Genomic DNA, 26,482 nt, shown 5'->3' with positions numbered 1-26,482 from the left:
GCCGGGGGCCGGCCGGGTGCGTCCGCGTCGAGGCATCCATGGTGCGCTCACGGTATATCCCCGCACGGCCGCGGGCGGATGTCGTGAGGATCACCATCGGGGACGTCACCGGATCGAGACCCACGGGGCGCCGGGGCTTCGTGGCGACGCTAGGCTCGGCGCGAACGGCCCAGGCCATCAGACGACGACGTGAGGACGGGAACGAATCCGTGGATCTCTACGAGTACCAGGCACGCGATGTGTTCGAGAAGCACGGGGTTCCCGTGCTCGCAGGTGCGGTGGCGACCACCGCAGCCGAGGCCCGCGCGGCCGCCGAGACCATCGGGGCCAGGAGCGGCGGCGTGACCGTCGTCAAGGCCCAGGTCAAGACCGGGGGCCGTGGCAAGGCCGGTGGCGTCAAGGTGGCCAAGTCGGCCGATGAGGCCGAGCAGCTCGCCGGCGAGATCCTCGGCATGGACATCAAGGGCCACACGGTCCACCGGGTGATGATCGCCCAGGGCGCGCAGATCGCCGAGGAGTACTACTTCTCCGTCCTGCTCGACCGGGCCAACCGCACCTACCTCGCCATGTGCTCCAAGGAGGGCGGCATGGACATCGAGCAGCTCGCCGTCGAGCGCCCCGAGGCCCTGGCCAAGGTCGAGGTCGACCCCAACGTCGGGATCGACACCGCCAAGGCACAGGAGATCGTCGACGCGGCCGGCTTCGACGCCGAGACCGGCGCCAGGATCGTCCCCGTGCTCGAGCGCCTCTGGGTCGTCTACCGCGACGAGGACGCCACGCTCGTGGAGGTCAACCCCCTCGTCAAGACCACGGACGGCGACATCGTCGCCCTCGACGGCAAGGTCACCCTCGACGCCAACGCCGACTTCCGCCACCCGGACCACGCCGCGCTCGAGGACGCCGAGGCCGCCGACCCGCTCGAGGCCGCCGCCAAGGAGAAGAACCTCAACTACGTCAAGCTCGACGGCGACGTCGGCATCATCGGCAACGGGGCCGGGCTCGTCATGAGCACCCTCGACGTCGTCGCCTACGCCGGTGAGGCGCTCGGCTCCAAGCCGGCCAACTTCCTCGACATCGGTGGCGGTGCGAGCGCCGAGGTCATGACCGACGGGCTGCACATCATCCTCGGCGACGAGCAGGTCAAGTCGGTCTTCGTCAACGTCTTCGGCGGCATCACCTCGTGCGACGCGGTCGCCAACGGCATCGTCGGCGCCCTCAAGGCGCTCGGCGACGAGGCCACCAAGCCGCTCGTCGTGCGCCTCGACGGCAACAACGTCGAGGAGGGCCGCCAGATCCTCGCCGACTTCAACCACCCCCTGGTCTCCATCGAGGCCACCATGGACGGCGCCGCCCAGAAGGCCGCCGAGCTCGCGGCCGCCGCCAAGTGACCCTCGACTCGTCGAGCGAACAGACAAGGACACGTTTCTGACATGGCAATCTTCCTCACCGAGAGCTCCAAGGTCATCGTCCAGGGCATGACCGGCTCCGAGGGCATGAAGCACACGACCCGGATGCTCGCGTCCGGCACCACCATCGTGGGCGGCGTCAACCCCAAGAAGGCCGGCACGACCGTCGAGTTCGAGGGCGGCATCTCCGTGCCCGTCTTCGGCTCCGTCGCCGACGCGATGAAGGAGACCGGCGCCGACGTGTCCGTCGTCTTCGTCCCGCCGGCGTTCGCGAAGTCCGCCGTCATCGAGGCGATCGACGCGGGCATCGGCCTGTGCGTCGTCATCACCGAGGGCATCGCGGTCAAGGACTCCGCGGAGTTCTTCAACTACTCCAAGGACAAGGGCACCCGGATCATCGGCCCGAACTGTCCCGGCCTCATCAGCCCCGGCAAGTCCAACGCCGGGATCATCCCGGCCAACATCGCCGGCCCCGGCCGCATCGGCCTGGTCTCGAAGTCCGGAACGCTGACCTACCAGATGATGTACGAGCTGCGGGACATCGGCTTCAGCTCGGGCGTCGGCATCGGCGGTGACCCGATCATCGGCACCACGCACATCGACTGCCTCGAGGCGTTCGAGGCCGACCCCGACACCGACGCGATCGTCATGATCGGCGAGATCGGCGGCGACGCCGAGGAGCGGGCCGCGGCCTACATCAAGGACCACGTGACCAAGCCGGTCGTCGGCTACGTCGCCGGCTTCACCGCTCCCGAGGGCAAGACGATGGGCCACGCCGGCGCCATCGTCTCCGGCTCCTCGGGCACGGCGCAGGCCAAGAAGGAGGCCCTCGAGGCCGCCGGCGTCAGGGTCGGCAAGACGCCGTCCGAGACGGCCGACCTCATGCGCGAGATCATGCAGGGCCTGCAGAAGTAGCGCCTCTCCACGCGACGCGAGCGGGCGGCATACCGGATTCCCTCGGTATGCCGCCCGCTCGCGTCGCGCGGCCCCGTCCGCCTTCGTCGTGGCTCGTCGGCGTGTGCGCCACGGCCTCGTGGGCGGGTCGGGGGAGACTGGGCGCGATGACGGTCCTGGAGCTGCTGCGGGGTGTGCGCCCCTCCGACGACGAGGACGGCGAAGGGTCGCCGGCCACGTCGTGGCTGCCCGACTCCGCGCGCGACGTCCTCGTCGGTCTCGCGACCGGCCTCCTGTCGCTCCTCGTCGTCGCCGTGCCGACCGTGCTCGGGTGGCTGCTCGACCCTCGTCCGAAGGCCTCGTTGGGCGAGCCGCTCGGCGCCGCGGCGTCGTTGTGGCTGCTCGTCCAGGGCGCCCACCTCGGGGACGGTGCGACCAACGTCGCCTTCGTCCCCCTGGTGCTCGGTGCCCTCGTCGTCTGGGGCGCCTCACGTGGGGCGGGCCGGGCGCTCGCGACCGCCGACGTCGAGGACGCCTGGCTCGCCGACCTCCTGCCCCGCTCCGTCGCGTCGGTGGCCGGTCGGTGGTGGGGCGGGTACGCCGTCGCCGTCGGTGGCGCCGCCGCCCTCTCGCTCGCCGGGTCGCTGCCCCTGCGGTGGCCGAGCCTGGTCGTGCCCGTGGTCGTCGTGCCGGGCCTCGCGCTCGTCGTGGCCCTGCGCCGGCTGGCTCGCGAGGAGGACGTCCTCGGCCCCCGGCTGCAGGGCGTGCCGACTCCCGACGTCGCCCGACGGGCGTGGGGTCCCGCCGTGCGCGGCCTCTCCGTCCTGCTGGGCCTCGCCGCCCTGACGGTCGCCGCCGCGGTCGTGCTGCGCTGGGGGTCGGTGAGCGACCTCCAGTCCGAGGTCGGTGCCGGCTTCCTCGGCGGGCTGCTCCTCACGGGAGTCCAGCTCGCGTCGCTGCCCAACCTCGCCCTGTGGGTCGTGGCGTTCGTCGCCGGCCCGGGCTTCTCCGTCGTCGAGGGTGCCCACACCGGGCTCGCCGGCTCGACGAGCGGCCTCCTCCCGCTCGTGCCGGTCCTCGGCGCCCTCCCGAGCCCGGGGGACCACCCGTGGGCCCTGCGGCTCCTCGTGCTCCTGCCCGTGCTCCTCGGCGGCTACATCGGCCGTCGCTCGCTCCGCTCGGTGGCCCGGCTCTCGTCGCTGCGCACGAAGGCCTCGGTCGCGGTCGTGGCCTGCCTCATGGTCGCGGTCGCCGTCGGCGCCCTCGACGTGCTCGGAGGCGGGTCGCTCGGCGCCTACCGGCTCTCGGACATCGGCGTCCCCGCCCTCTGGCTGGCCGTCACCCTCGGTGCCGAGCTCGCCGTCGGTGCGGTGGCCGTCGTCGCCTGGGACGTCTGGCGCCTGCGCCGCTGAGCGGCACGCGGCACGCTCGGTAGGGTGCTCGACGTGAACCCACCCGCCGGCATCGTCGTCCTCGTGTCCGGCTCCGGCACCCTGCTGCAGGCGCTGGTCGACGCGAGTCTCGACCCGGCGTACGGCGTGCGGATCCTCGCCGTCGGCGCCGACCGGGACGGCATCGAGGGGCTGCGGCGCGCGGAGCGAGCCGGCATCGAGACCTTCGTGTGCCGGGTGGCCGACTTCCCGGACCGGGCCGCGTGGGACGTCGCGCTGGCCGCCGAGATCGCCGCGCGCGCGCCGGACCTCGTCGTCACGGCGGGCTTCATGAAGCTCCTCGGGCCGGCGACGCTCGCCGGGTGGACCATCCTCAACACGCACCCGGCGCTCTTGCCGAGCTTCCCGGGAGCCCATGCGGTGCGGGACGCGCTCGCGCACGGGGTCAAGGTGACCGGCACGACCGCGCACCTCGTCGACGCCGGGATCGACACCGGGCCGATCCTCGCGCAGCGCGCCGTCGAGGTCCTCGACGACGACACCGAGGACAGCCTGCACGAGCGGATCAAGGTGGTGGAGCGCGAGCTCCTCGTCGACCTCGTCGGCCGCCTCGCCCACGACCTCCGGACGGCCTGACCCGTGGCCCTCGACCCGGCAGGCCTGCCCGAGGCGGCGGTCGTGTTCATGACCGAGCGGCACCTCGCGACCCTGACGACGCTGCGCCGTGACGGCTCGCCGCACGTGGTGCCGGTGGGCTTCACCTGGGACCGCGAGGAGCGGGTCGCCCGCGTCATCGCGAGCCGGGGGAGCGCCAAGGTGGTGCAGGCCCGCGCCGGCCGGCGCGCCGCCCTGGCCCAGGTCGAGGGGCGCCGGTGGGTCACCCTCGAGGGCACGACCCGCGTGCTCGAGGACGAGGTCTCCGTGCGGGACGCCGAGGAGCGGTATGCCGTCCGCTACCGTCGGCCGCGCCCGAACCCCGAGCGGGTGGTCATCGTCCTCGACGTCGACCGGGTCCTCGGCGGCTCGTGGCCCGACCCGCTGCCGCCCTCGCCCTACGCCACGTGAGGTTGGGGCCGGCCCGCCCTCGTCGGTAGACTCGGCGGCGACGACTGGCGCGGGTGGACCACCACCGGGAAGTCACAGGGGTTCGCATCGCCCGCCTGGGTGCACCCGGCCTCGACCAGCATGCCCCCACCCACGTCGTCCCGCGATTGGAGCCATCACCATGGCCGTCACCGTCACCCCTCCCGGCCCCACCCAGGACCGACGACCCGTCCGCCGGGCGCTCGTCTCGGTCTACGACAAGACCGGGCTCGAGGACCTCGCTCGCGGCCTCCACGAGGCCGGGGTCGCCATCGTGTCCACGGGTGGCTCCGCCGCCCTCATCGAGGGGCTCGGCATCCCGGTGACCGAGGTCGCCGAGCTCACCGGCTTCCCGGAGTGCCTCGAGGGGCGGGTCAAGACCCTCCACCCGCGCGTCCACGCGGGCATCCTCGCCGACACCCGCAAGCCCGACCACGTCGAGCAGCTGGCCGAGCTCGGGGTCGAGCCGTTCGACCTCGTCGTCGTCAACCTCTACCCGTTCGCCGCCACCGTTGCGTCGGGTGCAGCACCCGACGAGGTCGTCGAGCAGATCGACATCGGCGGCCCGTCGATGGTCCGCGCCGCGGCCAAGAACCACCCGAGCGTCGCCGTGGTCGTCGACCCGACGGCATACGCCTCCGTCCTCGACGCGGTGCGCGAGGGCGGGTTCACGTTCGAGCAGCGCAAGGCGCTCGCGGCCAAGGCCTTCGTCCACACGGCCACCTACGACGTGCACGTCGCGTCCTGGATGGGCAACGCCTACACCGACAGCAGCGAGGGTTCCGGCTTCCCCGCCTGGGCGGGCGCGACGTGGGACAAGGCCACGGTGCTGCGCTACGGCGAGAACCCGCACCAGCGAGCGGCGCTCTACACCAACGGTTTCCAGCCGGAGCCCGGGCTGGCCCAGGCGCGCCAGCTGCACGGCAAGGAGATGTCGTACAACAACTTCGTCGACGCCGACGCGGCGGTGCGCGCCGCCCACGACCACGGTGACCAGCCGACCGTCGCCGTCGTCAAGCACGCGAACCCGTGCGGCATCGCCGTCGGCGCGGACATCGCCGAGGCCCACCGCAAGGCCCACGAGTGCGACCCGGTCTCCGCCTTCGGCGGGATCATCGCGACGAACCGGACCGTCACCGTCGAGATGGCCCGCACCGTCGCCGACATCTTCACCGAGGTCGTCGTCGCGCCCGGCTTCGACGCCGACGCCCTCGAGGTCCTCACCGCGAAGAAGAACATCCGCCTGCTCGAGTGCGCCCCGCCCCGGCAGGGTGGCGCGGAGATCCGTCCGATCAGCGGCGGCCTGCTCATGCAGCACCGCGACGCCGTCGACGCGGTCGTGACCGGTGAGGACGGCACGGTCACCGGTGGTGACGACGCCGCGGCCTGGCGGCTCGTCTCGGGCGACGCGGCCGACGAGGCCCTGCTGTCCGACCTCCAGTTCGCCTGGCGCTCGGTGCGTGCGGTGAAGTCCAACGCCATCCTGCTCGCCCGAGGCGGCGCCTCCGTCGGCATAGGCATGGGACAGGTCAACCGGGTCGACTCCTGCCACCTCGCGGTGGCACGCGCGAACTCGGGCGAGGCCGAGCGGGCCCGGGGTGCGGTGGCGGCCTCGGACGCGTTCTTCCCGTTCGCGGACGGGCTGCAGGTGCTGCTCGACGCAGGCGTGCGGGCCGTCGTGGCCCCCGGTGGGTCGATGCGCGACGGCGAGGTCATCGAGGCCGCCCGGGCGGCCGGCGTCACGATGTACTTCACCGGGACCCGCCACTTCGCCCACTGACCCGACTGCACCTTCGACTCATTGCCCGTTCCGGTCACTCTCGCTGGCGCTCGCGTGACCGGAACGGGCAATAAATCGAGGGGTGGGACTCAGGTGGTGGGTGCTCCCGGCGCGGCGTAGCCGGTCGGCTCACCCTCACCGAGGTCGACGATCGCGGCCACGGGGCCACCGCCGTCGGGACCCTGGTGCGCGGCGGAGACCGACACGAACACCGCGGGGTCACCGGTGACGGAGGCGGTGACGCCACCGACGGCCGACTTGATCTGGCGGTGCCAGTGCACGTCGGAGTCGTCGAGCATGGCGTTGCGGCGCCCGCGGACCTGACCGTCCTGGCTCACCTCGCACTTGAGGAAGACGTTGACGAGGCGGCCCTTGATGTCGCTCGTGTGCGGGCGCTCGGGCAGGTCGAGGCCGGCGTCCTTGATCGCGGACCAGATGCCGTCGGCGTCGAGGGCGTCGCGCATGACCGAGTGGCCGATGCGGTAGCGACCGCCGATGCCGCGGGTGTTGCCGACGACGACGACCTGGGCCTGGTCGAGCTCGACACCGGAGGAGCAGGACGCGACCGCCGAGAAGAGCGAGCGGTTGTGCATGACGTCCTCGTCGGTGGGCATCTCGATCTCGCCGAGGGCGACGGCGATGCCGAGCCCGGTCGTGCCGTTCGAGAGGTCCATCGACTCGTGGGTGTGCTCGGTCCAGACCTTCTGGCCGCGCGACTTCGCGTCGCGGATGGTGTGGATCGTCAGCAGCGGCGTCTTGGTCTGGACGTAGTGGACGTCCGCGGGGTCGGTGATGCCGGCGCGCTCCATGGCGACCTTCACGGCGTCGGCGACCTTGGAGACCATGCCGACGTAGCCGATCTCCTCGGGCTTGATGGCCTCGCTCATCGCGAACCCGACGGTGAGCCGGAGCTCGTCCGACTGCTCGGCCTTGTCTGCCGGGACGGTGGCGAAGATCGTCGCGTGGGGGCTGATGATGCCGTCGGTGCCACCGGACCACACGATCGGGACCTGCTTGACCTGGTCGGCCGGGGCGCCCTTCTCGACGAGCACCTCACGGAACGCCCGGTCGGCGATGATGCGCGTGTAGTCGTTGACGCCACCGTTGCCCTCGGTCTTGCCGATGATGGCGATGACGCGGCTCGCCTCCATGACACCGTCGTCGATGAGCTTCGCGAGCTCGGAGGCGTCGGAGACGCTGTGGATCGGAACCTTGCGGACCTCAATGGCTTCTGGCACGGCTGGACCTTTCTCTGGTGTGGATGAGTCGGTGGGACGACGACCGGTGAGGTCAGTCCTCGGGGCTGGTGTCGATGACGGTGCCGAACTCGCGCTCGACGGCGTCGGTGATGTGCTCGAGGGAGGTGATGATGCTGCGACCGCCGCTCGCGGCGAAGCGCATCGCGGCGTCGACCTTGGGCCCCATCGACCCGGAGGCGAACTGCCCGGCCGCGGCGAACTCCTCCATCTGGGCGAGCGAGGTGAAGCCGAGCGGCCGCTCGTCGGGCGTGCCGTAGTCGACCATCGCGTGGTCGACGTCGGTGGCGATGATGAGGATGTCGCACTCCAGCGCCCGGGCGAGCAGCGCCGCCGTGAGGTCCTTGTCGATGACGGCCTCGACGCCGCGCAGGCTGCCGTCGGGATCGCGCACCACGGGGATCCCGCCACCGCCGGCGGCGACGACGACGTGACCGGACCCGACGAGGGAGCGGATGGCTCCCAGGTCGAGGATCTCGACCGGCGTCGGGGACGCGACGACGCGGCGCCAGCCCTTGTCGCCGCGGTCCTCCCAGTGCTGCCCGTGCTCGATCATCTGCTGCGCCTGGTCGGCCGGCAGGTAGCGCCCGACCGGCTTGGTCGGCTCGCGGAAGTGGGGGTCGTCGGCGTCGACGAGGGTGCGCGTGACGAGGGCCGCGACCGGGCGGGCGACGTCGCGTCGCGCCAGGGCGGGCTCGAGGGCGTCGAGGATCGTGAAGCCGATCGTCCCCTGCGTCTGCGCGCCGCACCAGTCGAGCGGCACGGGCGGGACGACGTGGGCGGCGATCTCGTTCTTGACGAGCAGGTTGCCCACCTGGGGGCCGTTGCCGTGGGTGAGCACGACCTCGTGCCCCGCGGCGACGAGCTCGGCGACGTGCTCCATCGCCCCGCTGATGGCGCGCACCTGGGCGGCCGGGTGGGCCGAGCCGTCGGGAGCGGTCATGGCGTTGCCGCCGAGTGCCACGAGAACCCGCACGTGTCCACCTTCCGGGCCTGACGCACACCCGAGTGGTATGCCGTTGCGGCGAGCCTAGGAGGGGGGGTCCGCGTGGGCGTTGGCAGCACCTGACAGGCGGGCGCCTCGCCTTTGTCAGGTGTCGCACCTGCCGCGCCGCGGGTCAGGTGCGGGTCGCCGTGACGAGGAGGTACTCCCAGTCCAGAACGACTCCGTCGGTGCCATCGGTCGCGGCAGCGCCGCGGTCGAAGCGCTCGACCAGGGCGACGAGGTCGCGGTCGAGCGCGGCGACCCTGTCAGGGTCGTCGGCGATCCCTCGGTAGACGGCGATGGTCGGGCCGTAGTGGGTCTTGAAGAAGTCGACGAAGTCCTGCGGTGTCGCGAACTCGTCGATGACGACGTCCTGCTGGACGAGCGAGCCGAAGCTGACCCGGTCGCCGAAGAGCTCGCGGACGTGGTCGACGCGACCCCACAGCGGGGGCGGCTGGGCTCCGGGGGGCGGCGGCGGGGCGTACGGCTTCATCGTCGCGAACATCTGCCCGATGAAGCCGCCGGGCGTCCAGCTGATGAGGCCAATCGTGCCGCCCGGGCGGCACACGCGGACGAGCTCGTCGGCGACGGCCTGGTGGTGCGGGGCGAACATCACCCCGACGCAGGACAGCACCGCGTCGAACTCCTCGTCCGCGAAGGGCAGGGCCTCGGCGTCTGCGGCCTGCCACGTGATCGACACACCCTCCTCGCCGGCCAGCTGCTTCCCGCGGGCGAGGAGCTCGGGCGTGAGGTCGGTGGCGACGACGTCGGCACCCGTGCGGGCGGCGGGGATGGCCACGTTCCCGGAGCCGGCCGCGACGTCGTGGACGCGCTGGGCCGACGTGACCCCGGCCGCCTCGACGAGGATCGGTCCGAGGCTGGGGATGAGCTCGGTGGCCACGCGGGGGTAGTCCCCGAGCGCCCACATGGCGCGGTGCCTGGCCTTGAGAGCCCCGTCGTCGGCGGTGGTGGTGATAGGTGGTGTCGTCGTGCTCATCGGGTCGTCCTCCGTGTGGTGTGGGATGCCGTGGATCTGCGGCTGAAACCACCGTAGGAACGCGCGGGTGACTGGCACATCGGCGTGTGCACGCAACGGGCGCGCGGCACCGTGCCGCGCGTGGCGGCATACGCGTAGGGGTCAGCCGGACGTGAGCAGGCGGGCGACGGCGGCGGTGCGGGCGGACTTCCCGTGGAGGTCGAGCTTGGCGTAGACGTTGCTGAGGTGTCGCTCGACCGTGCGGGCGCTGAGGACGAGGTCGTCGGCGATCTCGTGGTTGTCCAGCCCCCTGGCGGCGAGCTCGAGGATCTCGCGCTCCCGCGCGGAGAGCGCCGCGAGGTCGGCGACCGGGCGCGACCCGTTCCCCGCGTCGGCGTCGAGGAAGGCGCGAAGCTCGTCGCGCAGCACCGGCCACGCCTCTTCGTGCTCGAGGACGATGTGGTTGTCGCTCTCGAGGGCGACCAGGCGGGCGTCGGCGATGTGGGCGGCGAGGTAGCGGGCCTCGGAGAAGTCGTTCATCCGGTCGCCGAGCGAGTGCAGGACGAGGGTCGGCACCTCGATGCGGTCGAGGAGGTGCGATGCGTCGGCGGCGAGCCGCTGGCGGCGCGAGCTCCGTGCGGTCTCGGCCGACGTCGCGACCCGTTGCAGCTCGTCGAGCCACTCGCGCTGCTCCTGGGTGGCGTTCGGGATCATCAACGAGGTGAACACCCGCCGGAACGCCGAGTCGGGGCGGGCCCACCCCACCTTGATGAGCGCGTCCAGGGTGTCGTTCATCTCCGCCTCGGCGGGGTCCTTGGCCTGCTGGCCGGAGTAGCTGCCGTAGAAGACGAGACGCGACACCCGCTCGGGGTGGCGAGCGGCGTAGGCGATCGCGACTGGCCCGCCCTGCGCCATCGCCATGAGGGTGAAGCGGTCGAGGCGGGCATCGTCGACCACCGCCTCGAGGTCGGCCAGCCGCAGCTCCAGGCCGTGGTCGGCGACGTCGCGGTCCGAGAGGCCGTGCCCGCGCTCGTCGAACCGGATGACCGTGTGCGAGCGGCCCCACTCGACGAGGTGGTGGCGCCACACCGGCGACTGCCAGTCGTACTGGAGGTGGCTCAGCCAGCAGGAGTCGACCACGAGCGGCGGACCGGATCCGTGGACGGCATACGCGATCTGCACACCGTCGCTGGAACGGCAGAAGCGGATCTCTTGCCGTGGGATCGGCGGGTCGGCCACCACCGTCCCATCGTAGGACGGCACGGGGGAGATCGGCAGTGGTTCCCGACGTCACGTCGGATGCGGTGCTTTTCCCACGATTTCGGGCCCTGACGTGGAACTCGCGAACTCCGTGTCGTGTGTCGCGATGTCGATGACGGTGGTCCGGGCCGTGCTCCCTGCTCGGCGGCTGGGGGCGTGGCGCGTACGCACCTGACGCAATGGTTCCGGAAACCGTTGTCACGCAACACTTTTCGCATGTCGAGTTGACGCGAATCCCTGTCTCTGCCTGTTTTTTCGCCCCTAGCATCGCCCTGATGACCAATGGGCCGGGGCCCGGGAAGCAGGGGAAGCGATGTCGCGCTCAGCCACCACCAGGAAGTACTTCTCCGTCGCGATGGTGGCCAGCGCCGCCATGGTCGCCTCTGTCGCCGTGCAGGCGGTGGTGGTGCGGCCCACGGTGGCGGCAGCGGCGATGCCCAGCGGACCGACGGACGAGACAGCGGTCCCGCACTACTTCGGACCCTGGCCCAACTGGGCGAACAGCCCGCTCACGCTCTCCACGGCGGCCGTGGCGATCGAGGGCGCTGGTACCGGCGCCGCGGGCGTCGCCCAGGTGGACCCGGTCACGGGCGGGATCAAGAGCATCGACGTCAGCTCACCGGGCCACGACTACGTCGCCGGAACCACGACGGTGACCGTCAGCGGGAGCTCCGGCACTGCCGCCACGGCCAGCGCCACCGTGAGCACGAGCGGTGTCGTCATCGGCTTCACCGGGATCGTCCCCGGCTCGGGCTACACGTCCTTCGGGGTGGCCCTGTCTGGTGGTGGTGGCACTGGTGCCACCGCCATCGGGTCCGGCGGCGTCGACAGCATCGCCATCACCGACGGTGGCCAGGGCTACACGATGCCGACCGTGGACTTCGACATGCCCGAGAGCTCCGAAGGCGTGGCGCCCAAGGCCCACGCCACGATCGACGCCAACGGCACGGTCACCAGCGTGGTGGTCGATGAACCCGGGTCCGGCTACACCTCGGCGCCGGCGGTCACGATCCGCAACGGCACCCAGTTCGACCCGCTCAACTTCCCTGAGGGCGGCGGGCCCGCCGCGGTCAAGGCCACCCTGGCACTCTCCGCCGTCAACGTGGTCGACTTCGGCAGCGGCTACACGTCCGCGCCGACCGTCGCGGTGACCGACCCGTCGGGTACCGGCACCGGAGCGGCGGCGACCGCACTGAGCGACGTGGGCGCCATCACCGCCATCACCGTCGACAGCCAGGGTGACGGCTATCTCGACAAGGGCATGCGCAAGTTCGTCGACGACCTGCCCGGCACCTGCCTTCCGCCGGCCTGCAGTGCCGACCCCGCAGCCAAGTACATCCCGACCGGCGTTCCTGCGCCGAAGAAGTACAACGGCGTGGAGGCCGACGAGTACGTCATCGGCCTGGTCCAGTACCGCACCAAGTTCTCGGCCGACCTCCCGACCGGGACCCTCGTGCGCGGGTACGTCCAGCTCGAGACGCCGGACAACGCCGCGGTCAGCCAGGGCGTGCCGCTCACCAACGAGCTCCTCGACGGCACGAAGGTGCCCGTCGACGGCGGCTACAAGGGCGTCACCGCGCCGCAGTACCTGGGCCCGTTCATCGGCGCCACCAAGGACAAGCCGGTGCGGATCACCTTCCGCAACCTACTGCCCAAGGGGGTCGACGGTGACCTCTTCCTCCCCACCGACAGCAGCATGATGGGGTCCGGCATGGGTCCGATGGGCCCGATGGAGCCCGACAACGCCTCGACCGTGATGGACGAGGTGCGCAACCCGGCGTGCACGCAGTCGCCCAAGCCGCTGGGCGGGACCTGCTTCGCCGACAACCGCGCCACGCTGCACCTCCACGGCGGTGTCACCCCGTGGATCAGTGACGGCACGCCGCACCAGTGGATCACCCCCGCCGGGGAGAACACCACCTGGCCGGAGGGTGTCAGCGTGCAGAACGTCCCCGACATGACGACCGCCGGTGCGGTCACCTGCGCCGCCAAGGACGACGGATGCTCGACGTTCTTCTACACCAACCAGCAGAGCGCGCGGTTGATGTTCTACCACGACCACTCGTGGGGCATCACCCGGCTCAACGTGTATGCCGGTGAGGCCGGCGGGTACACCATCGCGGACGACACCGAGAAGAAGCTCATCGCCGACGGCGTCATCCCCGGCGCTGCGGACACCATCCCCCTGGTCGTCCAGGACCGCACGTTCGTGCCCGGCGACAAGCAGCTCTACGACACCAAGGACGCCTCCGGTGCGGTCACGCGCTACGGCCAGGACCCCACGTGGGACAAGGCCCGCTGGGGACGTGAGGGCGACCTCTGGTACCACCACGTCTACATGCCGGCCCAGAACCCCGGCGACACGTCCGGCATGAGCGCCTACGGTCGGTGGATGTACGGCCCCTGGTTCTGGCCGCCGGCCACGGGGACCAAGTACGGGACGATCAAGAACCCCTACTACGACCCGGCCTGCAAGCTCGACGTGCCCACCACGTGGAAGTACCAGACCGACCCGTTCTGTGAGCCCGAGCTCATCCCGGGGACGCCGAACATCTCGGCCGGGATGGAGCAGTTCAACGACACCCCGGTCGTCAACGGTGTCGCCTATCCCAAGGTGACCCTCGAGCCCAAGCCGTACCGGCTGCGGATGCTCAACGCCGCCAACGACCGCTTCTTCAACTTCCAGTGGTACGTCGCCGACGCCACCCAGGGTGACGGGACGACCGAGGTCGCCCTCAAGCCCAACGAGCTTGCCGCCGCGCAGACCGACCCGACGGTGTCACCGACGCCCGTCGACTCGAACAACAACGCGGCCGGGCCCGACTGGGTGCAGATCGGCACGGAAGGCGGCTTCCTGCCCAAGCCGGCCGTCGTCGACGGCCAGCAGCCGACGACCTGGATCACCGACCCGACCCGCTTCGACGTCGGCAACGTCGACAAGCACTCGCTGCTCCTGGCGCCGGCGGAGCGGGCCGACACCGTCGTGGACTTCTCGAAGTTCGCGGGCAAGACGCTCATCCTCTACAACGACGCCCCCGCCGCCTTCCCGGCTCGGGTGCCCCAGTACGACTACTACACGGGGGCGCCCGACCTCAGCCCGACCGGCGCCCCGTCGATCCTGCCCGGATACGGGCCCAACACCCGCACCATCATGAAGGTGACCATCGCAGCGTCGGCGCCGGCACCGGCATACGACGTCCCGAAGCTCAACGCCGCCTTCGCCCACAAGGCTGACGGCAGCGGTGTCTTCGAGGCCAGCCAGCCCCCCACGATCGTCGGTCAGGACGCCTACGACTCTGCCTACGGGACCAACTTCCCGGCCAGCAGCGACTGCAACGTGCCGGGAAGCACGACGACGAGCTGTGACGGGATCGTCCGGATCAACAACACCGGGTCGTTCGGCTTCAACACGCTGAAGGCGCCGACGTCGAAGATGGTCATGGACATGGAGCCCAAGGCGATCCACGACGAGATGAACTCGTCGACCTTCGACGAGTTCGGACGCATGCAGGCCAACCTGGGCATCGAGGCCCAACCGCCCACGCCCGGTCAGCAGAACGTCACCCTCTACCCGTACGTCAACCCGGCGACCGAGCTCATCGACGCGACCAACCTCCCGGTGGCGGACGTCAGGCTGAATGCTGACGGCCTGCCCGACGGCGACGTCAAGGTCACCCCCATCAGCAGCGCCCGGGATGGGACACAGATCTGGCGGTTCACCCACAACGGGGTCGACAGTCACCCGATCCACTTCCACCTCTACGACGTGCAGGTGCTCAACAGGGTGGCCTGGGACAACAACGTGACCCTCACGGAGCCCAATGAGCTGGGCTGGAAGGACACCGTGCGGATGAACCCGCTCCAGGACACCATCGTCGCCCTGCGGCCGATCATCCCGAAGGTCCCCTTCGAGGTGCCCAACGCCGTGCGGCCACTCAACCCGATGATGCCGCTGGGGTCCACGGCAGGGTTCAACAGCACGGACCCCCAGGGCGTCCCGACGATCGACCCGGTCACCAACAGGCTCGTGAACTTCGGGTGGGAGTACGTCATCCACTGCCACATCCTCAGCCACGAGGAGATGGACATGATGCGGCCCGAGTCGGTGGCGCTGCCGCCGGTCAAGCCCGAGCTGCTCACCGCCACCCTGCCCGCCACGGGCAAGAAGGTCGTGACGGTGACGTGGAACGACAACTCCATCACCGAGACGGCGTTCCTCGTCCAACGCTCCACCAACGGGAGCACATGGACGACGGTGGGCACCGTCCCGGTGCCGATCGACGGACCCAACGACCACCGGCTGCTGACGTTCACCGACGCCACGTCGAACGGCACGACGGCCTACTCGTACCGGATCGTCGCGCAGAACGCGGTGGGCTACGGCGGGGACTTCCCGAGCATGACGGTCACGTCGGTGTCGAACACGATGACGGTCAACGCTCCGGCAGCGACGCCGGCGGCACCCACCCTGCTCACCGCCACGGTGCAGCCGGGACCACAGGTGAGCCTCAGCTGGCGCGACAACGCCACGACCGAGACCGGATTCGTCATCGAGCGGGCCCCCGCCGGCACGACGACGTTCGCCACGGTGGGAGTCGCACCTGCCCGCACGAACACCGGGACGACGACGTTCACGGACACGACGGTGGCCGGGTCGACGAGCTACGACTACCGGGTGCGCGCGACGAACGTCGCCGGCACCTCCGCACCGTCCAACACCGCCACCGCGACGATCGGGGCCCTCGCTCCGGCGACGACCATCCGCTCGGCCGTGGCCACCCGGCAGGGACGGAACGAACAGGTCACGCTCGCGTGGGACAACGTCGTGGGTGAGACCGGCTACCGGGTCCAGTGGAGCGTCACGAGCGACTTCGCCACCGTGGCCGGGTCGGCCACGACGGCGGCGGACGTCCTGACCTACCAGACGGGCAACCTCGCCCGGCAGGTCTGGTACTTCCGGGTCGGCTCGGTGAACTCGGTCGGCACGGCGTGGTCACCGCCGACCCTGGTGCCCGGGGCCTGACCCGGGCGAACCGTCGGCACGGTGTGGGCCCCGGTCAGGGGTCGGGCCCCACACCGTGCCGTTCGGCGCGCCACGAGGAACCGGACCTTGGTCACATCCCGGAGGCGGGGCCCCTCGGTAACGTCGGGAACGTGAAGAGGGACGGATGGACGTTCCTGACCAACCACGGACACGTGCTCGTGTGCTTGGCCCAGGATCCGGACGTCCTGCTGCGTGACGTGGCGGTGCGCACCGGCATCACCGAGCGCTCCGTCCAGCAGATCGTCTGCGACCTCGAACGCGCCGGCATCATCATCCGGATGCGCGTGGGCCGGCGGAACCGCTACGTCGTGCGTCGTGAGGAGCCGTTCCGCCACCCACTGGAGGTCGGAGTGACGGTGGGGCAGTTCGTCGACCTCGTGGAGGACGGCAGGCAGCAGTCCCGGCGGTCGGCTCGCCACCGCACGGACTCGACGGTCGTCCCCCTCAGTCGGCGCCTGGAGTCCTAGCGTCGCTGCCCCGTCCGAGACGGCGGTAGCGCCCGTGCCTCGCCGCCAGTCGCTCCGTGGGGTCGAGCGGCCCCAGCTCGGCGAGCTCGTGCCGGATGGCCTGGGCCATGCGGGTGCAGAAGGCCTCCGGCTCGTCGGCGGCGTCGGGGTGCTCGGCGACGATCCGGTCGATGATGCCGTCCTCGAGGAGGTCGAGCGAGCGGACGCGCTGGCGCTCGGCGAGCTCGGGCGCCCGGTCGGGCGTGCGGTGCAGGATCGCCGACGCACCTTCGGGTGGCAGCGGCGAGAGCCACGAGTGCTGCGCGCTGATCACCCGGTCGGCCGGCATGAGGGCCAGGGCGCCTCCGCCGGTCCCCTGCCCGAGCAGCACGCAGACGGTCGGGACCTCGAGGACGACGAGCTCGGAGAGGCACCGGGCGATCTCGCCGGCCATGCCGCCCTCCTCGGCCTCCTTGGAGAGCGCGGCTCCCGCGGTGTCGATCACACTGACCAGCGGCAGGTTGAGCTCGGTGGCGAGCTTCATGCCGCGACGGGCGACGCGCAGGCCCGACGGGCCCAGGGGGGCCTCGGTCCGCTCGCCGCGGCGGTCCTGCCCGAGGACGACGCAGGGCGCGCCGCGGAAGCGGGCGAGCGCGAGGAAGAGGGACCGGTCCCACTCGCCGGCCCCGGTGCCGAACAGGGGCAGGACGTCCGTGGCGCCGAGCTTGAGCAGGGCGCGCACGCCCGGGCGGGCGGGGTTGCGGGAGCGGGTGATCGACTCCCAGGCCGGGACGTCGCGAAGAGGCTCCTTGGGGACGTCCGGTGCGGCCGAGTCGTCGCGCGGGGCGAGGACGAGGTCGAGGAAGCGCCCGGCCGTCTCGGTGAGCAGCTCCACCGGGAGTACCGCGTCGAGGAGCCCGTGCGCGAAGAGGTTCTCGGACGTCTGCACGTCGCGGGGGAACGGCTCGCCGTAGAGCGCCTCGAAGACCCGGGCCCCGAGGAAGCCGATCGTGGCGCCGGGCTCGCCGACCGTGACGTGGCCGAGCGAGCCCCACGACGCGAACACCCCTCCGGTTGTGGGGTGACGCAGGTAGGTGATGTAGGGCAGGTGCTCACGCTTGTAGGCCGCGACGGCTCCCGAGATCTTCACCATCGTCACGAAGGCGGGCGTGCCCTCCTGCATGCGGGTTCCGCCCGAGGCCGGGGCGGCGAAGAGCGGCAGCCGCTCCCGGGTGGCCCGCTCGAAGGCGAGGACGATCCGCTCGGCGGCGGCGACCCCGATGGAGCCGGCGAGGAAGCCGAACTCACCGGCGATGACGGCGACGCGGTGCCCGCGGATCCGTCCCTCGCCGGTGACGATGGACTCGTCGGTCCCGGCCTTCTCGGCAGCGGCAGCCAGCTCGCCGGCATACGGGCTCCCGGGCTCGGCCACGGGGAGCGGTGCCTCGTCCCAGCTCGTCCACGCGCCGTCGTCGAGGACGGCGGCGATGAGCTCGCTCGACGTCGGCCGGTGTGGCTTGACGCTCATGCCGGGTCCTCGCTGTCGAGCCAGGCGCGGATGCTCGCGTCGTGCTGCCCGAGCGTCGGGGGAGCGAGGTGGGTCTCGCGGCCGCCGGCGAAGGCGTTGTCGTCGAAGCGGATCGGCGGGCCGGGGATCTCGATCTGGCCCAGCACCGGGTGGTCGACCTCGATGACGAGCCCCTGCGAGCGGGTCTGGTCCCAGTCGTAGACGCGGTCGATGGTCCGCACCTCGCCGGAGGGGATGCCGAGCTCGGCGAGCCGGGGGAGGAGGTCGTCGAGGCGCCACGACGCGAACGCCTCGTTGAGGGTGGCGGCCACCTGGTCGCGGTGGGCGATGCGCTCGCGGTTCGTCGCCATGCCCGGCGTCGTCGGGTCGATGCCGAAGCCCTCGGCGAGCCTGACCCAGAGCGACTCGGCGCCGCAGGCGACCTGCACGTCGCCGTCGGCACAGTGGAAGAGGCCGTAGGGGGAGATGCTCGGGTGGTGGTTGCCCTGGGCGCGGGCGACGTGGCCCGCGACCGTGTAGCCGGTGCCGTGCATGGCGTGCGACCCCACCACCGCGGCCAGCAGGCTCGTGCGGACGACGCGGCCCGTGCCCGTCGTGTGCCGCTCGTGGAGGGCGGACACGACGCCGAACGCGCCGTACATCCCGGCGAGCAGGTCACCGATGGGCACGCCCACCCGCTGCGGGCTGTCGGCGTCGGGACCGGTCACCGACATGAGGCCGGCCTCGCCCTGGGCGATCTGGTCGTAGCCGGCGCGCCCGCCCTGGGGGCCGTCGTGGCCAAAGCCGCTGATGGCGAGGACGACGAGCCGAGGGTTGAGCTCGTGGAGCCGCTCCACGGGGAAGCCGAGGCGGTCGAGCACCCCCGGGCGGAAGTTCTCGATGAGCACGTCGGCGCGCTCGACCAGCCGGGTGAGGACGGCGCGGCCGTCGTCGGACTTGAGGTCGAGGGTGATCGACTCCTTGTTGCGGTTCGCCGCGAGGAAGTACGTCGAGATCGGCTCGTCCTCGGGCCCGACGAACGGCGGCCCCCAGCCGCGGGTGTCGTCACCGGTGCCGGGGGTCTCCACCTTGATGACCCGCGCCCCCATGTCCCCGAGCATCATCGCCGCGTGCGGCCCGGCGAGGGCGCGCGAGAGGTCGACGACGGTGATGTCCTGCAGTGGTCCGCTCACGGTCCGGCTCCTTCGTTGGGCGTGGAGTCGAGCCTAGGGAGCCGAGCGGCCCGGGAACCGGTCAGGTCGTGGCAAGGACGGCGTCGCGACGGTGTCACCATCTGCCAAACCGGCCCTCCACCCCCGCCTCGTGTGCCTCAGCGCGACCCCTGGCTCGCGCTGAGGCACACGAGGCGAGGGGCTGACGTGTGCCGGCCCGCTCAGCCCGGCCGCCGCTTCGCCGAGCGGATCAGGCCGACGACGACCCACGAGGCCGAGAGGACCACGGCCACGGTGGTGAGGCGCAGCGCGAGGTCGTGCCAGCCGATGAGCGCGGTGAGGACCCAGGTCAGCAGGGCGAGCCCGAGGAGCGTCGCCGGGATGAGGAGGATCGAGCGGGTCCTCTCGCCCGAGGACCACACCTCGGTCATCGACGTCAGGACGGCGACGGCGAGCCAGGGGACCGTGAAGAAGGCCGCCAGCCCGATCCACTCCATCCCGTGGGGGACCAGCCAGCCCAGCAGCAGCACGAGCGCGAGCATCACACCGTTGAGGACGCACGCGACCTGGGCCAGCCAGGGTGACGGACGCGGACGCACGGGCGCCGCGGGCGCCGCGGGCGGAGCGGGCGCCGGGCGGCCGGCATACGCCTCGTCGGCGACCGACTGCGGCGAGCCGAGCTCGGTCAGGGTGCGTCGCACGTCGTCGTCGGAGGCGCTCGGCGGGAGCGAGGCCTCGAGGTGCTCGTGCACTCCCGCGAGGACCTCGGCGCGCTCACCGGGCTCGACGCCGTGGAGCAGCATCTCGAGGTCGCGCAGGTACGCACCGACGAGCGGGTGGCTGACGGGAGTGCTCATGGGGTCCCCCTGAGGAGTGCGGAGTCGACGGCGTCGCGGAAGGGCTTCCACGTGCGGGTGAAGGCGGCGAGGGCCTCCCGACCGTCGCGGGTGAGGGCGTAGTAGCGGCGGGGCGGTCCCTCGACCGACTCCTGCCACGTCGTGTCCACGAGTCCGGCCCGCCGCAGCCGGGCGAGCAGGGGATAGAGCGTCCCCTCGCCGGACATGAGGATGCCGTCGACGGCGAGGCGCCGCGCGATGTCGAGACCGTAGAGCTGCTGGTCGCGCAGCATGGCGAGCACGCAGTACTCCAGCGCACCACGCCGGAGGTGCGTCAGGATGGCGTCGTCGCCGGGTACCATGCGACACAAGATAGCGCACGCCCGCGCCTCGTGTGCCTGAGCGCGACCCAGGGCTCGCGCTCAGGCACACGGCGCGGGGTCAGGTCGGGGTGTCGGGCTCGGTGTGGGTCATGAACTCCCACACGAGCCAGTGCGCCACGGCCACGAGGAGGATGAGCAGCGTCGCCTCCGCCTGGAGCGGCGTGACACCGAGCGGCTCGGCGATCTCGGGGGCGACGCCGAGCACCGCGACCGCGGCGTAGATGACCGCCGCGATCCACCGGTGGCGGGCGAAGGTCCCCGCGTCCCCGTCCCGCCGGGAGCGATGCAGCAGCCGCAGCGTCGACCAGCAGCCGATGGCGGCGACGGCGACGAAGCTGACCCGCCAGATGAGCGGGTTCGTCGTGCCCCCGATCTGCGCGAACAGGCCCATGAGGGCCGGCAGCAGGAACGCGAGGTAGATGCCGCCCATGTCGCGGCGTCCCTCCGCGGTCCGCAGCCAGGCCTCGTGCTTCTGGACGACCGTCCACCAGAGCCCGACGAGCGTGAAGCACGTCGCGGAGAACAGTGCGTAGAAGGTCGAGACGTCCAACGTCAGTACTCCGTGCGGTGCGGCAGGGCGCGCCACGCGTCGAACGGCTCCTCCGACCTGGCCGCGGGGACGTGAGCCCGGCGCATCGGCCAGGCCTCCGACTCCGGCGCCGGGTCCAGCAACCCGTGGAAGACCGCGTCGTCGAAGCCCGCGCCCGCGGCCGCGTGCCGGTCCGCCGCGTGGACGACCGCGTCGACGCGCGCCCAGAGCGAGGCCGAGAGGCAGAGGGGGCACGGCTCGCACGACGCGTAGACGGTCGCCCCGGTCAGGGCGAAGTCGCCCACCTCGCGGCACGCGTTGCGCAAGGCGACGACCTCCGCGTGCGCGGTCGGGTCGAGGTCGACCGTGACCCTGTTGCCGCCCTCACCGATGACGACCCCGTCACGCACGACGACCGCACCGAACGGCCCCCCGCCACTGGCCACGTTGGCGATGGCGAGGTCGATCGCGTGGTCCAGCCACTTCTGCTCGTCGGTCATGTCCTCATGCTGTCAGCACGTGGGGTCGTGTGACAGCACTTGGCGCCCGTGTCCGCAGTCAGGCCAGGACGTCCCGCCAGGAGCGCGGCTCCCGGCCCAGGAGTCGCCGGAGGCTGCTCGGGTCGCCGACGAGTCCCTGCCGGTCGTAGCTCTCGAACATCGCGACGAGGTCGTCACGGGCCTGCTCCGGAAGGGTCGCACCGGGGCCGGTGACCCACTCCTGCACCGGGATCGCGACCGCCTCGACCGGGTGTCCGAGGACCGAGGCGGCGGTCTCGGCCATCTCACGCACGGACAGCCGCTCCGGGCCGGCGAGCTCGTACGTCTCGCCCCCGTGCCCCTCCTCGGTGAGGACCATGGCCGCGACCTCCGCGACGTCGTCGAGGTCGACGTTGGTGAAGGGCGCGTCCACGGAGTGGGGGACCTCGATCAGTCCGGCCCGGGCCGCGGGAACCAGGTTCTGCGCGTATGCCGCCGGGCGCAGGACGGTGACCGAGTCGAGTCGCGCGCGGATCGCCCGCTCGGCCTCGGCCTTGCGCCGGTGGTGCGGCATCGACGCGTCGTCGGGGTGCAGCACGGAGTGGAAGACGAAACGCGAAACCCCCTGTGCCGCAGCGGAGTGCGCGACCCGACGGGCCATCGCCACCTCGTCGGGGTGGACGTTCGGGGCGAGGTGGTACACCCCGTCGACCCCGGCCATCGCCTCGGCCAGACCGTCCCCGGTCGTGAGGTCGAGCGTGACCACGCGCACCGACGGGCCGGCATCCGGGACACCACGTGACCCCGCTCGGACCGCAGCGCGCACGCGAACCCCGCGAGCCACGAGGGCGCGCGTCACGGCGCGGCCGGTCTTGCCGGCCGCGCCCATGACGAGGACCTCGCTCAGGACGGGGTCACACCCAGTCGTACTCACTCGCGGCGGCGCCGTCGGCGAGGCGGGCGTACCCCGGTCCACGGTCGAAGAACGGCTGCTCCTCGCGGTCGTCGCGCAGCTGGGCGCGCAGTGCCTCGCTCGCCTCGGCGTCGATGCTCACGTCGTCCTTGTCGCCGGTCGCCACGACGCCGTATGCCGTCCGCGCACCCTCGAAGGAGACCTTGCCCCAGCGCAGGTCGCGCTCGACCTCGTCGAGGGGCCGCTCGAGCGGGTCGCCCCAGCCGCCGCCGCCGGTGGTGCGGATGCGGATGACCTGACCGGCCTTGACGGGCTCGGCGTCGGCGAGGGCGTCGACGTCGCGCTCCTCGGGGCCGCCGACGTCCACGGTGACGCTGAACGACTGGCCGGCCTTGCCGCCCTTGACGCCCCAGCAGGCGAGGATCGAGCGGTCGGCGATGGACATGAAGTTCGCGTCGTTGAGCATCCGGATGTGCTTCTCGTAGCCGAGGCCGCCGCGGTAGCGGCCGGCGCCGCCGGAGTCGACGGCCAGGCCGAGCCGCTCGACGATGAACGGGAAGCGCGACTCGGTGAACTCGGTCGGCAGGTTGCGGGAGTCCGGCACGACGTGGATGGTGTCCTCGCCGTCGGCGTAGTAGCGCCCGCCGGAGCCGCCGCCGAGCACCTCGCGCATGAGGTAGTCGTTGCCGTCGCGGTCCTTGCCGTAGACGCCCGTGTAGCGGATCGTCTCCTGGTCGGCCGGCATCTGGCCGTCGACGGCCTTCGCCACGACGCCCGAGAGGACGCCGAGCAGGCGGAGGATGACGAAGGTGCGGGCGTTGGTCGGCGCCGGGTAGATCGGCGTGAGGAGCGTGCCCTTCTCGGGGAAGCGCATCTCGATGAGCGGCACGATGCCCTCGTTGACGTCGAGCTCGGCCATCCGCTCGGGGGTGTCGGCGAGGTTGCGCAGGATCGGCGCCAGCCACTTCTTGAGGAAGTTGCCGCCGACGTAGTCGCCGCAGTGGTTGATCGGTCCCTTCGCCTGCGGCGCGGTGCCGGTGAAGTCGACGATGAGCCGCGGCCCGCCCGGGAAGTTGGTCTCGGGGTCGGCGGGGGCGTCGTCGACCTTGGTGAGCGTGATCCGCTGGGTGTGCAGCCGGGGCTCGTCGATGCCGTCGTGCTCGGCGTAGTCCTCCCAGACGTAGCTGCCCGCGGGGATCTTGCTGAGGATCTCGCGGCGGTAGGTCTCGGTGGTCGTGTCGAGGATGGCGTCGAACGCGGTCTCGACGCTGTCGCGGCCGTAGCGGGCGAAGAGGTCCGCGAGGCGGCGGGCACCCATGAGGCAGGCCGAGCACTCGGCGTCGAGGTCGGCGGCGAGGCTGTCGGGCATGCGCGAGTTGCGGGTCATGATCCGCAGCGCGGCCTTGTTGGGCACGCCGGCGTCCCAGAGCTTGATCGGCGGGACCGACAGCCCCTCCTCGTGCACGCTCGTCGCGTTGCTCGGCATCGAGCCGGGCACGGCGCCGCCGATGTCGTCGTGGTGCCCGAAGGCCTGCACGAACGCGACGACCTCGCCCTCGTGGAAGACGGGGACGGTGACGCAGAGGTCCGGGAGGTGGCCGATGCCGCCCTCGGACTCGTAGACGTCGTTGTGGAAGAAGACGTCGCCCTCGTTCATCTCCGACAGCGGGAAGTCGCGTGCGATGGGGTGCACGAGCGCGCTGTAGGACCGGCCGGTGAGCTTGCGCAGCTGGCGGTCGTGGATCCCGGCGCGGAAGTCGTGCGCGTCGCGGATCATGGGGGAGCGGGACGTGCGCGCGATCGCGGTCTCGACCTCCATCTCGACGCTCGCCAGGGTGCCCTGGACGATCTCGACGAGGATGGGGTCGACGCTGCTGTCGGCAGCGGTGAGGCGCTTGCCGTGCTCGTATGCCGTGGGCAGGCCTGCCGTGTTCATCGCGCGTCCTTCGTCGTGGTCGTGGTCTTGGTGATGACGAGGTTGCCGTAGGCGTCGACCACCACGGTGAAGCCCGGGTGGACCGGGACCGTCGAGCCGAACTCCTCGATGATCGCCGGCCCCTCGATGGTGTCGCCGGCGGCGAGGTCGGCCCGCCACCAGACGCCGGTCTCGACGTAGCCGTCCTCGGCGTCGAAGCAGACCTCGCGGGTCGAGCGGCGGGCGCGGTCCTCGACCGAGCCACCGTCAGCGGCGGCGGCGAGCTCGCGCAGCTGGGGGCGGGTGATCGGGCCGACGCCGGTGACGCGCAGGTTGACCCACTCGACCTGCTGGCGCGGGTCGTCGCGGAAGTCGTAGCCGTAGAGCTGACGGTGCTCGTCGTGGAAGCCCGACCCGACCTGGGCCGCGTAGGCGGCGTCGACGGGTCGGTCGGTCGGCGCGGTGACCCGCACCTCGTAGGCCTGCCCGAAGTAGCGCAGGTCGACGGTGCGCGTGAACTGGTGCTCCTCCGGCGAGAAGCCCTCCTTGTCGAGGGCGGCGGCCGCCCGCGCCGTGAGGTGGCTGAACGTCTTCTCGATGGCCGCGTGGTCGAGCGCGGTCTGCTTGGCCACCTGCGTCTGGACGTAGTCGTTCTTGACGTCGACGGTGAGCAGGCCGAAGGCGCTGACGTTGCCGGGGTTCTGCGGGACGACGACGCCGGCGAGGTCGAGGATGTCGACGAGGCGGCAGGCGAGCAGCGAGCCGGAGCCGCCGAACGTCGTGAGCATGAAGTCGCGCACGTCGAGTCCCCGCTTGACGCTCACCTGGCGCAGGGCGTTGGCCTGGTTCCACGCCGAGATCTCGAGGATGCCGGTGGCGCAGCGCTCGAAGTCGAGGCCGAGCCGACCGGCGAGCTCCTCGATGCCGGTACGGGCCGCGTCGACGTCGAGCGGGATCTCGCCGCCGAGCAGGTGCGGGGGGATGCGCCCGAGGGTGACGTGGGCGTCGGTGATGGTCGGGGCGGTGCCGCCCTTGCCGTAGCAGAGCGGCCCGGGGTCGGCGCCCGCGGAGTGCGGCCCGACCTTGAGCGCGCCCTCGGGGGAGACCCAGGCGATGGAGCCGCCGCCGGCGCCGACGGTGACGACGTCGATCATCGGGATCTTGCTCGGGTAGGCGCCCACGGTGCCCTCGGTGGTGAGCGTCGGCTCACCGTCGAGGACGACGGAGACGTCGGTCGAGGTGCCGCCACCGTCGCAGGTGAGGACCTTGTCGAAGCCGGCCTTCTGCGCGATGAGGGCCGCGCCCAGCGCACCGGCGGCGGGCCCGGACAGGACGGTCGTGATGGGCTGGTGGACGACCTCGTCGGCGGAGAGGACGCCGCCGTTGGACTTCATGATGTAGAAGGGGATCTCGCGTCCGCTGCCGCCGGTGAAGCCCTCGAGGCGGCTGTGGATGTTGCTCACGTAGCGGCTGACGTTGGGCTTGACCGCGGCGTCGACGAGCGTGGTCATCGAGCGCTCGTACTCGCGGTACTCGCGCAGCACCTCGCTCGAGATCGAGACGATCGCCTCGGGGTGCTCGCGGCGCAGGATCTCGCGCATCCGCAGCTCGTGGTCGTCCGCGGCATACGAGTGCAGGAAGCAGACCCCGATCGTCGTGATGCCGTGGTCCTTGAACCAGCGTGCCGCCGCGACGGCGCTCTCCTCGTCGAACGGGCGGATCTCGTTGCCCTCGAAGTCGACGCGCCCACCGACGGTGCGCACCGCCTCCGCGGGAACGATGCGTGGCGGCTTGACCCAGAAGTAGGAGTTGCCGTAGCCGTCGGGCACGGCCTGACGGGCGATCTCGAGCATGAACTCGTAGCCCTCGGTCGTGATGAACCCGAGCCGCTCCACCTTGCCCTCGAGGAGCTTGTTCGTGGCGACGGTGGTCCCGTGGCAGACCGCGGTGATGTCCTCGCCGCTCGCCTCCATGAGACCCAGCACCTTGTCGATGCCGTTGATGAAGCCGTCCGCCGGGTTGCTGGGCGTGCTGGGGGTCTTCGTCGTGACCAGCTCACCGCTGTCCTCGTCGAAGGCCACGACGTCCGTGAACGTCCCGCCCGTGTCGATACCGATCCTGATCCGTCGCTGCGCCATGGGGGAAATTCAAGCCCGGTATGCCGTCCGGTCTCGTTGTCAATCTCTGCCAACGGATCGTCTGAACCGCCTCACAACCCGCCAATGAG

Annotated in this window: 21 protein-coding genes and 1 riboswitch; of the genes, 8 read left to right on the top strand and 13 right to left on the bottom strand. The window is 71.5% G+C overall.

Features of this window, described 5'->3' with window-relative positions; translation table 11 throughout:
• Positions 1-209: 209 nt before the first annotated feature.
• The 6 genes from sucC (at position 210) to purH (ending at position 6,554) form a co-directional block, all read left to right on the top strand.
• Entirely contained in the window at positions 210-1,388 is a 1,179-nt protein-coding gene (gene sucC, locus N801_RS03960) for an ADP-forming succinate--CoA ligase subunit beta (RefSeq protein ID WP_035933099.1), read from the top strand.
• A gap of 42 nt (positions 1,389-1,430) precedes the next feature.
• Complete coding sequence (gene sucD / locus N801_RS03955; protein ID WP_035933097.1) at positions 1,431-2,321, top strand: succinate--CoA ligase subunit alpha; 891 nt, start codon at positions 1,431-1,433, stop codon at positions 2,319-2,321.
• 146 nt (positions 2,322-2,467) lie between these two features.
• Complete coding sequence (locus N801_RS19540; protein WP_052112569.1) at positions 2,468-3,712, top strand: cell division protein PerM; 1,245 nt, start codon at positions 2,468-2,470, stop codon at positions 3,710-3,712.
• A 24-nt stretch (positions 3,713-3,736) separates the two neighbouring features.
• The gene (gene purN / locus N801_RS03945; RefSeq protein WP_035933094.1) at positions 3,737-4,327 is read left to right on the top strand and encodes a phosphoribosylglycinamide formyltransferase; all 591 of its coding nucleotides are present in this window, start codon (positions 3,737-3,739) and stop codon (positions 4,325-4,327) included.
• A 3-nt stretch (positions 4,328-4,330) separates the two neighbouring features.
• Positions 4,331-4,756 carry a TIGR03618 family F420-dependent PPOX class oxidoreductase gene (locus N801_RS03940; RefSeq protein WP_084108125.1) on the top strand — a complete coding sequence of 142 codons (426 nt, stop codon included), beginning with the start codon at positions 4,331-4,333 and terminating at the stop codon, positions 4,754-4,756.
• 30 nt (positions 4,757-4,786) lie between these two features.
• Positions 4,787-4,864: riboswitch (ZMP/ZTP riboswitch) on the top strand.
• 52 nt (positions 4,865-4,916) lie between these two features.
• A complete protein-coding gene (gene purH, locus N801_RS03935) occupies positions 4,917-6,554 on the top strand; it encodes a bifunctional phosphoribosylaminoimidazolecarboxamide formyltransferase/IMP cyclohydrolase (RefSeq protein WP_035933090.1) in 1,638 nt (545 codons plus the stop codon).
• A gap of 89 nt (positions 6,555-6,643) precedes the next feature.
• On the opposite strand, the gene bar is transcribed toward purH, so the two are convergent.
• The 4 genes from bar to N801_RS03915 all read right to left on the bottom strand — a co-directional run bounded on the left by bar (position 6,644) and on the right by N801_RS03915 (position 11,034).
• Positions 6,644-7,792, bottom strand: a complete 1,149-nt coding sequence (bar, locus tag N801_RS03930; protein WP_035933087.1) for a barbiturase — start codon at positions 7,790-7,792, stop codon at positions 6,644-6,646.
• A gap of 52 nt (positions 7,793-7,844) precedes the next feature.
• On the bottom strand, positions 7,845-8,786 hold the full coding sequence (locus N801_RS03925; RefSeq protein WP_035933085.1) for a carbamate kinase: 942 nt from the start codon (positions 8,784-8,786) through the stop codon (positions 7,845-7,847).
• Positions 8,787-8,928: 142 nt separating this feature from the next.
• Positions 8,929-9,792, bottom strand: a complete 864-nt coding sequence (locus tag N801_RS03920; protein ID WP_052112568.1) for a class I SAM-dependent methyltransferase — start codon at positions 9,790-9,792, stop codon at positions 8,929-8,931.
• Positions 9,793-9,933: 141 nt separating this feature from the next.
• On the bottom strand, positions 9,934-11,034 hold the full coding sequence (locus N801_RS03915) for an alpha/beta fold hydrolase (RefSeq protein ID WP_245618196.1): 1,101 nt from the start codon (positions 11,032-11,034) through the stop codon (positions 9,934-9,936).
• Positions 11,035-11,344: 310 nt separating this feature from the next.
• Here N801_RS03915 and N801_RS03910 point away from each other — a divergent pair, with 310 nt between their 5' ends.
• Both N801_RS03910 and N801_RS03905 read left to right on the top strand, forming a co-directional pair.
• Entirely contained in the window at positions 11,345-16,054 is a 4,710-nt protein-coding gene (locus N801_RS03910; RefSeq protein WP_245618195.1) for a multicopper oxidase domain-containing protein, read from the top strand.
• A 131-nt stretch (positions 16,055-16,185) separates the two neighbouring features.
• On the top strand, positions 16,186-16,542 hold the full coding sequence (locus tag N801_RS03905) for a helix-turn-helix transcriptional regulator (RefSeq protein WP_211254664.1): 357 nt from the start codon (positions 16,186-16,188) through the stop codon (positions 16,540-16,542).
• Here the strand turns inward: N801_RS03905 and N801_RS03900 are convergent.
• The 9 genes from N801_RS03900 to N801_RS03860 form a co-directional block, all read right to left on the bottom strand.
• Positions 16,520-18,049, bottom strand: coding sequence for an acetyl-coenzyme A carboxylase carboxyl transferase subunits beta/alpha (locus N801_RS03900; RefSeq protein WP_035933082.1), 1,530 nt, complete (start codon positions 18,047-18,049; stop codon positions 16,520-16,522). The genes N801_RS03905 and N801_RS03900 overlap by 23 nt on opposite strands.
• Positions 18,046-19,221 (bottom strand): CaiB/BaiF CoA transferase family protein, encoded by a 1,176-nt coding sequence (locus tag N801_RS03895; protein WP_035933078.1) that lies wholly within the window; start codon positions 19,219-19,221, stop codon positions 18,046-18,048. Before N801_RS03895 ends, N801_RS03900 begins: the two co-directional genes overlap by 4 nt.
• Before the next feature lie 200 nt (positions 19,222-19,421).
• On the bottom strand, positions 19,422-20,057 hold the full coding sequence (locus N801_RS03890; protein WP_035933076.1) for an HAAS signaling domain-containing protein: 636 nt from the start codon (positions 20,055-20,057) through the stop codon (positions 19,422-19,424).
• Positions 20,054-20,398: a PadR family transcriptional regulator gene (locus tag N801_RS03885; RefSeq protein ID WP_035933072.1), complete on the bottom strand. Its 345-nt coding sequence runs from the start codon at positions 20,396-20,398 to the stop codon at positions 20,054-20,056. Before N801_RS03885 ends, N801_RS03890 begins: the two co-directional genes overlap by 4 nt.
• Positions 20,399-20,477: 79 nt before the next feature.
• Positions 20,478-20,969: a hypothetical protein gene (locus tag N801_RS03880; RefSeq protein WP_035933070.1), complete on the bottom strand. Its 492-nt coding sequence runs from the start codon at positions 20,967-20,969 to the stop codon at positions 20,478-20,480.
• 2 nt (positions 20,970-20,971) lie between these two features.
• Complete coding sequence (locus tag N801_RS03875) at positions 20,972-21,448, bottom strand: nucleoside deaminase (protein ID WP_035933068.1); 477 nt, start codon at positions 21,446-21,448, stop codon at positions 20,972-20,974.
• A gap of 58 nt (positions 21,449-21,506) precedes the next feature.
• Positions 21,507-22,361: an NmrA family NAD(P)-binding protein gene (locus N801_RS03870; protein WP_035933064.1), complete on the bottom strand. Its 855-nt coding sequence runs from the start codon at positions 22,359-22,361 to the stop codon at positions 21,507-21,509.
• Positions 22,342-24,276: a hydantoinase B/oxoprolinase family protein gene (locus N801_RS03865; protein ID WP_035933063.1), complete on the bottom strand. Its 1,935-nt coding sequence runs from the start codon at positions 24,274-24,276 to the stop codon at positions 22,342-22,344. Before N801_RS03865 ends, N801_RS03870 begins: the two co-directional genes overlap by 20 nt.
• Positions 24,273-26,393: a hydantoinase/oxoprolinase family protein gene (locus tag N801_RS03860; protein ID WP_035933061.1), complete on the bottom strand. Its 2,121-nt coding sequence runs from the start codon at positions 26,391-26,393 to the stop codon at positions 24,273-24,275. Before N801_RS03860 ends, N801_RS03865 begins: the two co-directional genes overlap by 4 nt.
• Positions 26,394-26,482 lie beyond the last annotated feature (89 nt).

Source organism: Knoellia aerolata DSM 18566 (genome assembly GCF_000768695.1).
GTDB classification, from domain to species: domain Bacteria; phylum Actinomycetota; class Actinomycetes; order Actinomycetales; family Dermatophilaceae; genus Knoellia; species Knoellia aerolata.
Note: the sequence above shows the minus strand (reverse complement) of the source record. Positions and strands in the feature narration are given on the sequence as shown.